The organism is Kitasatospora sp. NPDC001547, from assembly GCF_042894165.1.
Classification (GTDB): domain Bacteria; phylum Actinomycetota; class Actinomycetes; order Streptomycetales; family Streptomycetaceae; genus Kitasatospora.
Genome location: NZ_JBIAVL010000003.1, coordinates 180,576 through 194,871, shown reverse-complemented (window position 1 = coordinate 194,871; position 14,296 = coordinate 180,576). Strand labels below are relative to the sequence as shown.

Below are 14,296 nucleotides of genomic sequence, written 5' to 3'. Positions count from 1 at the left end.
GCGCCCCGGCCGGCCGTCAGACCCGGGTCGGCCGCCTGTCCCGCCCCGCCTGCGGCTCCTGCGGCCGGACCCGCGGCGGCTCCTGCGCCGACTGCTCCGCCACGTCCGTCCCCGACCGCTCCGCCAGCCGGGCGATCAGCTGCTCGCCCTCCATGTCCACCCGCGGCACGACCTTCCCCAGCCGCTGGGGGAACCACCAGGCGGCCTCGCCGAACAGCGCCATCGCGGCCGGCACCAGCGCCATCCGCACCACGAAGGCGTCCACCAGCACGCCCACCGCGAGGGCGAAGCCGATCGGCTGGACGATCGGGTCGTGGCCGAAGACGAACGAGCCGAACACCGCCACCATGATCAGCGCGGCGGCGGTGACCACCCGGGCCCCGTTGCGCACGCCGGCCACCACGGCCTCGCGCGGCGCCGCGCCGTGGACGTGCTGCTCCTTCATCCCGGAGACCAGGAACAGCTCGTAGTCCATCGCCAGCCCGAACAGCACGCCGATCAGCAGGATCGGCACGAAGCTGACCACCGGCCCGACCTTGGGCACGTCGATCACCCCGTCCAGCCAGCCCCACTGGTAGACCGCGACCACCGCGCCGAGCGAGGCGGTGATGCTGAGCAGGAACCCGGCCACCGCCTTGAGCGGGACGAGCACCGAGCGGAACGCCAGCGCCAGCAGCACCACCGCGATCCCGACGATCACCGCGAGGAACGGCGGCAGCGCCTGGCCGAGCTTGGTGGAGACGTCGATGTTGGCGGCCGTGGTGCCGGTGACGGCGATGTCCGCGCCGGTCGCCGACTTCAGCTCCGCCTTCCGGTCGCGGATCCCGTCGACCAGCGCCTTGGTGTCCGCGTGGTCCGGGCCGGTCTTCGGGATGACGGTCACCAGCGCGGTGCCGCTCGCCTGGTCGACGGTCGGCGGCAGCAGCGCCCCGACCCCGTCGAGGGTCCGGAGCGTCGCGGCCACGCCCTGCACCGCCTGCTCGGGCCGCGGCGCGCCGTGGGCGTCCACCACGACCACCAGCGGCGCGTTGAAGCCCGGACCGAAGCTCTCGCCCACCAGGTCGTACGCCTTGCGCGCGTCCGTCCCGGTGGCCTGTGAACCGCCGCCCGGCAGGCCGAGGTCCAGGCTCGCGGCGGGCACCGCCAGGGCGCCCAGCCCGGCCAGGCCGACCAGGAGCACGGGCAGCGGGCGGCGGACCACGAAGCGGCCCCAGCGCTCGCCCAGGGTGGTGCGGCCTTCGGCGGCCAGGGCCCGCTTCCAGACCGGCAGCCGGTCGATGGCCCGGCCGGTGAAGCCCAGCACGGCGGGCAGCAGCGTGATCGCGACCAGGACGGCCACCACGACGGCCCCGGAGGCGGCCAGGCCCATCACGGTGAGGAACGGCACGCCCGCGACGGCGAGTCCGGCGAGCGCGACCACCACGGTCAGGCCGGCGAAGACGACGGCGCTGCCGGCGGTCGCGGTGGCCCGGGCGGCGGCCTCCTGCGGCTCCAGCCCCTCGGCCAGGTGCCGGCGGTACCGGAAGAGGATGAACAGCGCGTAGTCGATGCCGACCGCGAGGCCGACCATCAGCGCCAGCACCGGCGCGGTGGTGATGATCTCGAGGGAGCCGGTGAGCGCCAGCAGCCCGGCCATCGTCACGGCGACGCCGACCAGCGCGGTCAGCAGCGGCAGTCCGGCGGCGACCAGCGTGCCGAGGGTGACCACCAGCACCACCCCGGCCACCACGAGGCCGATCGCCTCGCTGCCGCCCTCGATCTGGGCCATCCGGTTGTACGCGTCGCCGCCGAAGGCCACGTCCAGCCCGGCCGCGCGGGCCGGCTCGGCGGCGGCCTTCACGGCGTCCCGCTGCTGGTCGGTGACGTCGGCGAGCTTGTGGTCGAAGGAGACCAGGGCGATCGCGACCTTCCCGTCCGGGGAGAGCGCGCCGGTGGCGTACGGGTCGGGCACCGCGGCCACGCCCGGCACCCGGGCGATCCGGTCGACGGCCTCGCCGACCGCCCGGCCCGCCTCGGGCGTGCCGATGCCGCCGGGCGCACCGGCGGCGAAGACGACCTGCGCGGAGCCGTGGCCCTGTGCCGGGAAGGTGTCCTTGATCCGGTCCAGGGTGGCCTGCGCCTCGGTGCCGGGGACCTTGAACTCGTCGGTGGTCTTGCCGGCGAAGGCCCCCGCGGCTCCGCCGACGGCGATGAGCAGGGCGATCCAGACGGCGACGACGGCCCGCCGTCGCCGGAAGCAGTAGTGGCCCAGTCGGTACAGGTACGTGGCCATCGGCGGTCCCTCGGGGTCGGTCAGAGCAGGTCGCGTCCCACCGTAGACCCAACTTTGTCATGTGACCAAGTTGGTCGAGAGAATCGTGCGACTCAGTTGCCCGACCATGGCGCTACCCTGGCTGGATGGCCCACGTCCCCGCCTCCGAACGCCGACCGCAACTGGTCCAGGCCGCGATCGACCTGATGACCAGGGAGGGAATCGCCGCCGGCAGCACCCGCGCGATCGCGGCCGAGCTGGGCGTGGCGCAGGCCACGGTGCACTACACCTTCGGCACCAAGAAGGACCTCTACCGGGCGGTCGTCGAGCAGCTGAAGTCCGACTTCGTCGGCGAGGTGCGCGCCGCCTCCCCCGGCGACGGCACCTTCGGCGAGCAGGTCCGCACCCTGGCGCACGCGCTCTGGGACGCCGCCACCGGCGAGCACGGGCGCTGCGTGCTGCTGGGCGAGTTCGGGTCGCTGGCCATGCGCGACCCCGACCTGCGGGAGATCATGCTCGCGCTCCAGCGCGACATCGAGGCCACCGCCGCCGAGATGCTCGACGCCGTCGCGGCCGCCCACGGCCTGACCCTGGCGCTGCCCGCCCGCCGGATCGCCGTCCACTTCCTCGGCGGCTTCGACGGCCTGACGGCCCGCCATCTCACCCTGCACCGGGCCGGCGACCGGCCCGACCAGGACACCCTGGAGGCGCTGGAGCTGCTGGTCGCGACGACGGTCGGGCTCTGCCTGGGCGCCCCGGCGGCGGCCCGGCCGCTCTAGGAGACGATCCGGACCGGCAGTTCGACCAGCACCTCGCGCAGCGCGGCCGCGAAGCGCTCGTACTCGGCGCTGCGGCCCGAGCCCGGCCGGACGGCCAGCCCGATCCGGCGGCCGGGTGCCGGGGCGGCGAAGCGGACGGCGGCCAGCCGGTCGGCGCGGCCGGCCTCGACGTCCAGCGCGGTGGCGGGCAGCAGGGTCACCCCGAGGCCGCCGGCGACCAGCTGGACCAGGGTGGACAGGCCCGCCGCGCGGGTGGTCGAGCCCGCCGGGTCGGCGCCGACCTCGCGGCAGATGTCCAGCGCCTGGTCGCGCAGGCAGTGGCCCTCCTCCAGCAGCAGCACGTCCAGGTCGAGAAGCACGTCGCGCGGCACGTCGGCCCGGCCCGCGAGCGGGTGGCCGGGCGGGGTGAGCAGGACGAAGTCCTCGTCGAACAGCGGGATGTCCCTGGTCGGCGAGGCCCCGCCGGCCGGCAGCGCGAGCAGCAGGACGTCCAGCCGCCCGGCGGCCAGACCCTCCAGCAGCGAGGGGGTGCGCTCCTCGTGGACGTGCAGCTCCAGGTCCGGGAAGCGGTCGCGGACCAGCCGCAGCACGATGGGCAGCAGGTAGGGCGCGACGGTCGGGATGACGCCCAGGTGCAGCGGCCCGGTGAACGGGCGGCGGGCGGCCTCGACCTCCTCGGTGAGGGCCTGCAGCGAGGCGAGCACCCGGCGGGCGTGCTGGTGCACGCGCTCCCCCAGTGGGGTGACAATCACCTTGCGCGTCGTACGCTCGACCAGCTGCGCGCCCAGCGACTCCTCCAGCGCCGCGACCGCCCCTGACAGCGCGGGCTGACTGGTCCCGGTGGCGGCGGCGGCCTCCCGGAAGTGCCGGTGCTCGGCCACCGCGACGAAGGCCCGCAGCTGGGCGACGGTCGGGGTGCGGGGGCTGCGGACTGTGGCACTCGCCACAGTCGGGTCGGCCTTGCCGCCGCCGTTCCTGCGGGCACCCGGCCGCGACGTGGGGAATTCGGTACTGATAGCAATCTCCGATCAGACACATCCAGTGTAGCTATTTCCCTGATCAGTTCACGATGTGGAATGGTGACTGTTGTCCGGATTCCGGACAAAGCCCCCTCATCTCACTTCAGGAGAAGCGAACGTGCTCACGATCGGTGACAAGTTCCCCGAGTTCGACCTCAAGGCCTGTGTCGACCTGGACGCCGCGAACGCCTTCGCCGACATCAACCACAAGTCCTACGAGGGCAAGTGGAAGGTCGTCTTCTTCTGGCCGATGGACTTCACCTTCGTCTGCCCCACCGAGATCGCCGCGTTCGGCAAGCTGAACGACGAGTTCGCCGACCGCGACGCCCAGATCCTCGGCGTCTCCGGCGACTCCGAGTTCGTGCACCACGCCTGGCGCAAGGACCACAAGGACCTGCGCGACCTGCCCTTCCCGATGCTGGCCGACATCAAGCACGAGCTGATGCAGGCCTGTGGCGTCCAGAACGAGGACGGCACCGCCCAGCGCGCCGTCTTCATCGTCGACCCGAACAACGAGATCCAGTTCGTCATGGTCACCGCCGGCTCCGTCGGCCGTAACCCCAAGGAGGTCCTGCGGGTGCTGGACGCCCTGCAGACCGACGAGCTGTGCCCGTGCAACTGGTCCAAGGGCGAGGACACCCTCGACGCCCAGGCCCTGCTGGCGGGCTGACCCATGGCCCTCGACGACCTGAAGGCCGCCCTCCCGGACTACGCCAAGGACCTCAAGCTCAACCTGGGCTCGGTCATCGGCAACTCCGACCTCCCCGCCCAGCAGCTCTGGGGCACCGTGCTGTCCTGCGCGATGGCCACCCGCAGCCCCGGCCTGCTGCGTGAGCTGGAGCCCGAGGCCAAGGCCAACCTCTCCCCGGAGGCGTACACCGCCGCCAAGGGCGCGGCCGCGATCATGGGGATGAACAACGTCTACTACCGGACGCTGCACCTGCTCTCCGACAAGGAGTACAGCACGATGCGGGCCGGTCTGCGGATGAACATCATCGGCACCCCGGGCGTCGAGAAGGTCGACTTCGAGCTCTGGTGCTTCGCGGTCTCGGCCATCAACGGCTGTGGCCAGTGCCTCGACTCGCACGAGGCCGTCCTGCGCAAGGCCGGCGTCGAGCGCGAGGTCGTCCAGGCCTCGATGAAGATCGCCGCCGTCCTGCAGGCCGTGGCCGGCGTCCTCGACTCCGAGGCCGCCCTCGCCGCCGTCAACGCCTGACGCACCCGGCACCCCGACGGGCCCCTCCCGGACACCACGTCCGGGAGGGGCCCGTCGTCGTTCCTCGCCCCGTCGTCGTTCCTCGTCCCGTCGTCGCTCCCCCGCGTCGTCGCTCCCCCGCGTCGCCGGTCTCCCCGCCCGCCGGTCTCCGACGGGCGCCCCCGTACGGCGGGTCAGTCGGTGGCGGCTGCGGCCGGCGGGGCCGGACGGGTGGCCGCGGTGCGCCCGGCGGCCTCCTCCGCGGTGCGCTCGGCCGTCCGTTCGGCGGCCTCGCGGGCGGCTTCGAGCGCGGTGAAGACGGCCTGGCCGGCCTCGTTGCGGCGGCGCAGGTGGGTGACCACGGTATTGGTGACGGCGATCAGCGGGACGGCGACCACCGCGCCGCCGATGCCGCCGATGATGCCGCCGGCCGCGACGCCGAGCACGACCCCGAGCGGGTGGACCCGGACGGCCCGGCCGAGGATCAGCGGCTGGAGGATGTGGCTCTCCACCTGCATCACCACCACCAGCACCACCAGCACCATCAGCGCCGTCCACGGCCCCTGGGTGACCAGCGCGATCAGCACCGCGACGGTGCCGGTGATCAACGCGCCGACCAGCGGGACGAAGGCGCCCAGGAAGATGATCACGGCCAGCGGCAGGGCCAGCGGCACGCCCAGCAGGTCGACGCCGATGCCGATGCAGAGCGCGTCGATGAAGGCCACGCAGACCGTTCCGCGCACGTAGGCGGTGAGCGTCGTCCAGGCCTTGGGGCCGGCCCCGGCCATCGCGAAGCGGGAGTGCCGCGGCAGGCCGCGCAGCGCCCAGTTCCAGATCCTCCCGCCGTCGTAGAGGAAGAAGAAGGTGGTGAAGAAGGTCATCAGCAGCGCGGTCAGCACCTCGACGGCGATCTGCGCACCGGTGATCGAGGCCGAGGTGAGCTGGTCGGTGTTGGTGCTGATGGCCTTGGTGATCTGGTTGGCGAAGTCGGTGATCTGCTGCTGGGTCAGGTGCAGCGGCCCGGTGACCAGCCAGTCCCGCAGCTGGTTGACGCCGGTCTTCACCTGGGTGGTGACGTCCGAGAGGTTGGTCGACACCTGCCAGACCACGAACCAGCCGACCAGCCCGATCCCGGCCAGACCGCTGAGGAACACCCCGCCCGCCGCGAGCGAGCGCGGCACCCCGCGCCGGCGCAGCCAGGAGACCGAGGGTTCCAGCAGCGCGGTGATCAGCAGTGAGGCCAGCACCGAGAAGGCGACCAGCCGCAGCATGTCGACCACGTAGAAGACGACGTAGAGCGCGGCGCCGAGCAGCAGCAGCCGCCAGGTCGACTCGGCGGCCACCCGCAGCCCCCACGGCACCGCCTCGGCGGGCGTGGCCGGACGGCCGGGGTGGTACTCCCGGCCGAGCCCGGCGTGCGCGGCCGGTGCGGGCGGGGCGGCCGGGGGCACCGCGGCGGACGGCGCGACCGCCGCGGCGGACGGGCCGGTCGGCGCCGGGGCCTGGGCCGGGGCCGGGTCCGTCCGCGGGACCGGGACCGGGCCGGGCGCCTCGGCGAGTGCCGGGACGTGCCCGTCGGCCAGTGCCGGGAGGGCCTGCTCGTGCGGGTCGGCCGCCATCGCGGCGCGCCGGCGCCGTTCGATCACGGCGGCCGCGCTGGCCACCACGGCCATGCCCTTGGCCACGGCCTTGAAGGCCTTTCCGCCCCGTGCCATCCTCGCTACCACCGCTCCCCTGCCGAACCCGCCGTGCCCGGCGGTACGCCGCGGGTCCCGCCGCGGCCGTCAGGGATGACGCTACCCCGGCGCGCGTGCGGCGAGTCCGGCCGCCGGTCCGTTCGACCCGTCACCCCCCATACCGATGATCCGGACAAAACGCCAGGTTCCATCTGGTTTCGGATGCGGTACGTGGGGGATGAGACGGGACGAGACCCCGGAGCCGAGCCGCCGAGGTCGCCCCACGGCCAACCGCCGGCGGACCGGCCGGTGCGGGAGGCAACCAGGACCCCTTCCCGCGCCCCGCGTCCGCAACCGGGACCGCACCGCCCGAGGGCGCACTGGTCAGCGCAACCCGGGCGGGGCGGTCCGCCTGCTGTCTCCGCGTCCCGCCACCCTCCCGTCGGCCCGCCACCCGTTCGTCGGCCCGAGCCGGAGAACGCCACGGCCCCGGCCGCCCGTCCGAGGAGGACGGGCGGCCGGGGCCGTGGGGAACCGCGCCGCCGCGGCGGCGGCCGTTCCTAGTACCAGTTGTGGCTCTGCCAGAACGACCAGGCGCCGCAGGGGCTGCCGTAGCGGGAGTTCATGTAGCTGACGCCCCACTTGATCTGGGTGGCCGGGTTGGTGCGCCAGTCGGCACCGGCCGAGGCCATCTTGGTGCCGGGCAGCGCCTGGACCAGGCCGTAGGCACCGGAGCTCTTGTTGGTCGCGGTGTAGTCCCAGCCGCTCTCGCGCTTCACGATCTGGCTGAAGCACTGGAACTGCGTGTCGTTGCCGACGATCTGCCGGGCCAGCTCCTGGACCGAACCGGGGCTGACCGAGACGGCCGGCGCGTCCTCCACCGCGGTCATCGCCGAGCGGGCCTTGGAGCGGTTGGCGGCGGCCTCGTCGGCCTTGCGCTTGTCCTCCGCGGCCTTGGCGGCCTTGTCCGCGTCGGCCTTGGCCTGGGCATCGGCCTTCGCCTGGGCGTCCGCGGCGGCCTTCTGGCGCGCGGCCTCCTCGGCGGCCTTCTGCTCCGCGGCGGCCTTGGCGGCGGCGTCGGCGGAGGCCTGCTGGGCGGATGCCTGCTGGCCGATGTTGTCACTGATGGTCTGCGCCTGGGCGCCAGAGGGGACTTCGGCAAGCAGGGTCGCGCCGGCGACGTCGACCGTCTGCGTGGTCTTGCCCTCGCTGCCCGAGGCCATACCCACGACGGCACCGACAGCGGTGACGGCGGTGGCGGAGGCCACAGCGACTCCCCGGACCGAGATCCGAGTCACATGGTTTCCTTCCAGCATCGCCCACGCGTGACCGTACGGGCGCAACATGCCCCTTGGCACGGACCTCCGCACGGTGCTCTGGTCACGGGAGGTGCTGGCCCGGCGTCCGGCCGAGGTGAGGCGACCGGGCGTTGAAATCGGGCGGCGTACGGCTCAACGGTCTTCAATTGTGTGTCCACCGACCGGAGTTGGCGGACCTTCCGGGGCCTGACCCCCGGAGTGCGGGAGCCCTGCCGCGCCGTACGCGGGGCCTGACAGAACCCTCACCATGCCGCACCGGGCACTGTCGACGCAATTCCCGCTCGCGTGGCGCATGTCACATCCACCGTACGGCAGTTCCCCGGACGGAAAGCATTCCATGCGATGGGACGAGCGGAGCCCGCTCCCTCAGGAGCGGGCTCCAGAACGCGAGTTGACCGTATTGTCCGACTATGCACCCATCAGGGGCGGATCACGGGTGGATGTCCTCCAGCATCTCCGTGACCAGCGCCGCGATCGGCGAACGCTCCGAGCGGGTGAGCGTGATGTGGGCGAAGAGCGGATGGCCCTTCAGCTTCTCCACCACCGCCACCACGCCGTCGTAGCGGCCCACCCGGAGGTTGTCCCGCTGCGCCACGTCGTGGGTGAGCACCACCCGCGAGCCCTGGCCGATCCGGGACAGCACCGTCAGCAGGACGTTGCGCTCCAGCGACTGCGCCTCGTCCACGATCACGAAGGCGTCGTGCAGCGAGCGCCCCCGGATGTGGGTCAGCGGCAGCACCTCCAGCATCCCGCGGGAGATGACCTCCTCGATCACGTCCGGGGTGGTGACGGCGGAGAGGGTGTCGAAGACCGCCTGCGCCCAGGGGCCCATCTTCTCCGCCTCGGAGCCCGGCAGGTAGCCGAGTTCCTGGCCGCCGACCGCGTACAGCGGCCGGAAGACCATCACCTTGCGGTGCTGCCTCCGCTCCAGCACCGCCTCCAGCCCCGCGCACAGCGCCAGCGCCGACTTCCCGGTGCCGGCCCGCCCGCCCATCGACACGATCCCGATCTCCGGGTCGAGCAGCAGGTCCAGCGCCACCCGCTGCTCGGCGCTGCGCCCGCGCAGCCCGAACGCCTCGCGCTCGCCGCGCACCAGCCGCACCCGGCCGTCGCCGGTGACCCGGCCGAGCGCCCGGCCGCGCTCCGAGGTCAGCACCAGCCCGGTGTGGACGGGCAGTTCGGCGGCCCCGTCGACGTCCACCCCGGCGTCGTGGCCGACCGAGAACAGCGCGTCCACCTGGTCGGCCGGGACGTGCAGCTCGGACATGCCCGTCCAGCCGGAGGTGACCGCCAGTTCGGCCCGGTACTCCTCGGCGAGCAGGCCCACCGAGCTGGCCTTGATCCGCAGCGGCAGGTCCTTGGACACGACGGTGACGTCGTAGCCCTCGGCCTGGAGGTTGCGGGCGACCGCGAGGATCCGGGTGTCCGCCTCGCCGCCGCCGGCCCGGTAGCCGGCCGGCAGTATCGACACGTCGGAGTGGTTGAGCTCGACCCGGATGGTGCCGCCGAGTTCGCCGACCGGGATCGGCTCGTCGAGCCGGCCGTGGCGGATGCGGTAGTCGTCGAGCAGCCGCAGCGCCTGGCGGGCGAAGTAGCCCAGCTCCGGGTGGTGCCGCTTGGCCTCCAGCTCGGTGACGACCACCACCGGGAGGACGACCTCGTGCTCCTCGAAACGCGTCATGGCGAGCGGGTCCGCCAGGAGCACGCTGGTGTCGAGAACGTACGTGCGCCGGTCTGGTGTCCGGCGGCTCTTGGAACTGACCACTAGGCCTCCAGAGCGGATGACCCTGCGTCATCCGCGGCAAGCCGGCCCTCGCTGCCCCGGTGGCCTCGGGGCCGGACTGACTGGAGTATTCCCAGGCGAGGAACGGTGCATTCGCGCCCCCGGCGAACTGACGGATCATTGCCGGTGAACGTTTGGCCTCGCGCCGGCGCCGGGTAGGCCAGGCCTACGGCGGTCATTTCCTCCGGCGGCCGATGCCCGGGGCCGGCGCCCCGGGAGCGCGCCGGGACCAGCCGGGATAACGCCGGGACACCACGAGGACGACGCCGGGGCTACAGTCCCAGTCGCCGGTGGCGCTGTTCGTACGCGCGCAGCGCGCGCAGGAAGTCGACCTTGCGGAAGGCCGGCCAGTACGCCTCGCAGAAGTAGAACTCGCTGTGCGCGCTCTGCCAGAGCAGGAAGCCGGACAGCCGCTGCTCGCCCGAGGTGCGGATGATCAGGTCCGGGTCGGGCTGGTTGCGGGTGTAGAGGTGCTCGGCGATGTGCTCGACGGTCAGGATCTCGGCCAGTTCCTCGATCGAGGTGCCGCGTCCGGCCTGCTCCTGGAGCAGCGAGCGGACGGCGTCGGCGATCTCGTGCCGACCGCCGTACCCGACCGCGACGTTGACCGTGATGCCGTCGATGTCGGCGGTCTGGTCGGCGGCCCGCTTGAGCACGTCGGCGGTGTGCTGCGGCAGCAGGTCCAGCGCGCCGACCGGGTGGACCCGCCAGCGGCGGGCGGCGGCCAGGCCGGTGACGGCGTCCTCGATGATGCCGAGCAGCGGGACGAGCTCGTCGGCCGGGCGGTCCAGGTTGTCGGTGGAGAGCATCCAGAGGGTGACGACCTTGACGTGGGTCTCGTCGCACCAGCCGAGGAACTCGCTGATCTTGTCGGCGCCGCGCTGGTGGCCGTACGCGGTGGAGCCGCCGGCCGCCTTGGCCCAGCGGCGGTTGCCGTCCAGGATCACGCCGATGTGGCGCGGGGTGCTCGCGAGGTGGACCTCGACCCGTCGGCCGTAGAGCCCGTACATCCCGCCGAGCAGGGTGCGCAGCCCCGGCGTCCGTTCGGCGACATCGCGCAGACCCATGTTTCCCGGCCCCTCCGTGCTCGTTGCAACTGGTGCGTCTCCGCCCCCGGCGCAGCCTACTCCGGCGCGCAGGTGCTCGGTAAAGCCGCAGGTAGCGGTCTGGTCACGGTCCTGTACGAAGTCTGTCGCGACGGGCGTGTCGGAGGCTGTCGCGACGGGCGTGTCGGGGGCCGTCCGAGCGGACCGCGCGGCCGTTCCGGCGCTCCCGGGGCGGGGACACGGAACGGTCTCCGAATCCTTAACGGAACCGTAAGCCGTCCGTCCGGTGCTTGACGACCAGTAATGGTCTAGTCCAGCTTTTGATCCGGGACGGAACGATCCTCCTCCTCCGCCCCGCAGGCTCACTTCGGACCTCCCCTCCCCCACACGCGGCCGCCGCGCCCCCCACCGCGGCGGCCGCTCCTCCCCCAGGAGCGTCACCCCATGGCCCGTACGCTGAACCAGCCCTCGCACAAGCGCCGGCGCAGCCCCCTCCCGGCCGTCGCGGCCGGTGCCACCGCCCTCGCCCTGGCCGGCGGCGGCCTCGCCCTCTTCGCCGGCGGCGCCAGCGCGGCGGTCGGCAACCTGGTCTCCAACGGCGGCTTCGACGGCGGGCTCGGGGGCTGGTCCTGCACCGGCGCCGCGACCACGGTCTCCTCCCCGGTCCACTCGGGCACCGGCGCGCTCCAGGCCACGCCGGGCGCCGGCGACACCGCCGAGTGCACCCAGACCATCAGCGTGCTGCCCAACACGAGCTACACGCTGAGCGCGTGGGTCCAGGGTCCGTACGTCTACCTCGGTGCGCGCGGCACCGGCGGCACCGACCCGTCCGCCTGGTCGAACCAGAACAGCTGGAACCAGCTGTCCACCACCTTCACCACCGGGGCGAACGCCACCAGCGTCACCGTCTACCTGCACGGCTGGTACGGCCAGAGCGCCTACCTGGCCGACGACGTCGCGCTGATCGGACCGGGCGGCGGCGGCAACCCGTCGCCGACCGCGACCCCCACGCCCACGCCGACGGCCACCGCCTCCCCCACGGCCACCGCGACGCCCACCAGGACGGCGACCCCGACGCCCACCGCCACCCAGACCGCGACGGCGACCCCGACCCCCACCGCCACGCCGACCAGCACCACCCCGCCCACCGGGCTGCCCGCCCACCTGGTCACCGGCTACTGGCAGAACTTCGACAACAACTCGACCGTGCAGCGGCTGAGCGACGTCCAGAGCGCGTACGACATCATCGCGGTGTCCTTCGCCGACGCCGTGCCGACCCGGACCGGCGCGATCAGCTTCACCCTCGACCCCGGCCTGTCCAAGGCCCTCGGCGGCTACACCGACGCCCAGTTCCGCGCCGACGTCAAGGCCAAGCGGGCGGCCGGCAAGAAGGTCATCCTCTCCATCGGCGGCCAGAACGGCGCGATCACCGTCGGGGACGCCACCGCCGGCGCCAACTTCGTCGACAGCGCCTACGCGATCATCAAGGACTACGGCTTCGACGGCATCGACGTCGACCTGGAGAACGGCGTCCAGGCCGGGCCGCTCGGCGACGCGCTGCACGCCCTGCAGGCCAAGGTCGGCCCCGGCTTCGTCCTGACCATGGCCCCGGAGACCATCGGGATGTACAACACCTCCGGCGCCTACTTCCAGCTGGCGCTGAAGACCAAGGACATCCTCACCGTCGTCAACACCCAGTTCTACAACTCGGGCGGCATGAACGGCTGCGACGGCAAGGTCTACACCCAGGGCACCATCGACTTCATCACCTCGCAGGTCTGCACCCAGATCCAGGGCGGCCTGCGGCCGGACCAGGTGGGCATCGGCGTCCCGGCCTCCACCAAGGCGGCCGGCGGCGGCTACGTCTCCCCGGCCGTGGTGAACAACGCGCTGGACTGCCTGGCCACCGGCGCCAACTGCGGCAGCTTCGTGCCGCCGGCCAAGTGGCCGACCATCCGCGGCGCGATGACCTGGTCGACCAACTGGGACGCCAACAACGGCAACGCGTTCTCCAACGCGGTCGGCCCGTTCGTCCACGGGATGCGGTGACCGCGGGCCGGCCGAGGCCGGAGCCGCCAGAAGCTCAACTCCCCCGGCGCGCCGCTCCTTGAGGGTGGGGCCCGCGCGCCGGCGGCGGGGCCCGTCGCACCGACCGGTGCGGCGGGCCCTTCCGCCGCCTTCTCCTCGGTCGCTCTCCCCTCTATATCAGCGCTGTCCCCTTTATCAGCGCCTCCCTCCATCAGCGCTGTCCCCTTTATTGGTGCTGTTCCTCAGTGCCGTTCTCGGTGCCGGCCCTCAGCAGGGGCGGAACCGCGCGGGCGCGCTCACCGCGCCAGGACCGCGATGAGCGCGCCGAGCAGCAGGAACGGGCCGACCGGGAGGTCGAGCCCGCGCACCGGGCGACGACGGGCCAGCGCGGCGGCGGCCCGTAGGGTGCCCCACAGCCCGGCGAGCACCATCGCCGCGAACAGCCCGCCGAGCGCCACCGACCAGCCGTACCAGCCGAGCAGCCCGCCCAGGGCGAGCCCGAGCGGGGAGTCCCCAGGGCCCAACGCGCCCAGCCAGACGGCGAGTTCGAGCAGGCCGCCGACCGTGAGCGCGACCAGCAGGCAGCGCAGCGGCACCCCGGGGCCGGCGGCCGGCGCCGCCGCCAGCAGCAGCGCGGCCACCCCGCCGAGCAGCGGCAGGGTCAGCCGGTACGGCAGCCGGCGCACCCGCGCGTCGACGAAGCCGAGCGCCACGCCGAGCGCCGCCGCCCAGCCCAGCGCCAGGGCCGCCGCCGCCGGCCGGTCCGCCGCGTACGCCACCGCGACGGCGACCGCCGCCGCGACCGCCTCCACCGACCAGGGGCCGGCGCCCAGCCGTTCCCGGCAGCCCGGGCAGCGCCCGGTCGGCGGCAGCAGGCGCACCCGGCGCCCGCAGGACGGGCAGCCGTCGCACCAGGGCTCGCCCTCCGGCACCGCGAACCGGGCGATCAGCCCGCGCAGCGGCGGAGCCGCCAGGAGACCGACCAGCACCGCCGCGACCACGACCGGGACCACCGGCGCACCCCCTCCTCGACCGACGCACCGGCCACATCCTCCCGCGCCGGACAGTGTGCCGTCCGTCTCCTTCCGCCCGGCGGCGCGGCGGCGCTCCTCGCATACAGGAGCATTCCGGACATCCGACCGCCGGTTCGGAAGGCGCCCCGCCAGCCCCGCCTGGCGATCCAAGGGGGTCGTTCGGGCC

The 14,296-nt window shown here is 73.4% G+C and carries 11 protein-coding genes; 4 read left to right on the top strand and 7 right to left on the bottom strand.

What is annotated here, in order from left to right:
- Positions 1–16: 16 nt before the first annotated feature.
- Positions 17–2,272 carry an MMPL family transporter gene (locus ACFY0X_RS06625; protein WP_387749727.1) on the bottom strand — a complete coding sequence of 752 codons (2,256 nt, stop codon included), beginning with the start codon at positions 2,270–2,272 and terminating at the stop codon, positions 17–19.
- 125 nt (positions 2,273–2,397) lie between these two features.
- Here ACFY0X_RS06625 and ACFY0X_RS06620 point away from each other — a divergent pair, with 125 nt between their 5' ends.
- Complete coding sequence (locus ACFY0X_RS06620; protein ID WP_387749724.1) at positions 2,398–3,030, top strand: TetR/AcrR family transcriptional regulator; 633 nt, start codon at positions 2,398–2,400, stop codon at positions 3,028–3,030.
- Here the strand turns inward: ACFY0X_RS06620 and ACFY0X_RS06615 are convergent.
- The gene (locus tag ACFY0X_RS06615; RefSeq protein WP_387749722.1) at positions 3,027–3,977 is read right to left on the bottom strand and encodes a LysR substrate-binding domain-containing protein; all 951 of its coding nucleotides are present in this window, start codon (positions 3,975–3,977) and stop codon (positions 3,027–3,029) included. The two genes, ACFY0X_RS06620 and ACFY0X_RS06615, sit on opposite strands and share 4 nt — an antisense overlap.
- 190 nt (positions 3,978–4,167) lie before the next feature.
- Here ACFY0X_RS06615 and ACFY0X_RS06610 point away from each other — a divergent pair, with 190 nt between their 5' ends.
- On the top strand, positions 4,168–4,719 hold the full coding sequence (locus ACFY0X_RS06610; protein ID WP_387749720.1) for a peroxiredoxin: 552 nt from the start codon (positions 4,168–4,170) through the stop codon (positions 4,717–4,719).
- Between the two features lie 3 nt (positions 4,720–4,722).
- Positions 4,723–5,265, top strand: coding sequence for an alkyl hydroperoxide reductase (locus ACFY0X_RS06605; protein WP_387749717.1), 543 nt, complete (start codon positions 4,723–4,725; stop codon positions 5,263–5,265).
- A gap of 173 nt (positions 5,266–5,438) precedes the next feature.
- Here the strand turns inward: ACFY0X_RS06605 and ACFY0X_RS06600 are convergent, their stop codons facing one another.
- From ACFY0X_RS06600 to ACFY0X_RS06585, 4 genes are all read right to left on the bottom strand, one after another.
- Positions 5,439–6,959 (bottom strand): AI-2E family transporter, encoded by a 1,521-nt coding sequence (locus tag ACFY0X_RS06600; RefSeq protein WP_387749714.1) that lies wholly within the window; start codon positions 6,957–6,959, stop codon positions 5,439–5,441.
- A 521-nt stretch (positions 6,960–7,480) separates the two neighbouring features.
- Complete coding sequence (locus ACFY0X_RS06595) at positions 7,481–8,236, bottom strand: transglycosylase SLT domain-containing protein (RefSeq protein ID WP_387749711.1); 756 nt, start codon at positions 8,234–8,236, stop codon at positions 7,481–7,483.
- Between the two features lie 433 nt (positions 8,237–8,669).
- A complete protein-coding gene (locus ACFY0X_RS06590) occupies positions 8,670–10,004 on the bottom strand; it encodes a PhoH family protein (protein WP_387749708.1) in 1,335 nt (444 codons plus the stop codon).
- Between the two features lie 290 nt (positions 10,005–10,294).
- Positions 10,295–11,089, bottom strand: a complete 795-nt coding sequence (locus ACFY0X_RS06585; RefSeq protein WP_387749705.1) for an isoprenyl transferase — start codon at positions 11,087–11,089, stop codon at positions 10,295–10,297.
- Between the two features lie 423 nt (positions 11,090–11,512).
- On the opposite strand from ACFY0X_RS06585, the gene ACFY0X_RS06580 reads away from it, so the two are divergent.
- Positions 11,513–13,117, top strand: coding sequence for a chitinase (locus tag ACFY0X_RS06580; RefSeq protein WP_387749703.1), 1,605 nt, complete (start codon positions 11,513–11,515; stop codon positions 13,115–13,117).
- A gap of 275 nt (positions 13,118–13,392) precedes the next feature.
- On the opposite strand, the gene ACFY0X_RS06575 is transcribed toward ACFY0X_RS06580, so the two are convergent.
- On the bottom strand, positions 13,393–14,109 hold the full coding sequence (locus ACFY0X_RS06575; protein ID WP_387749700.1) for a prepilin peptidase: 717 nt from the start codon (positions 14,107–14,109) through the stop codon (positions 13,393–13,395).
- Positions 14,110–14,296: the final 187 nt, after the last annotated feature.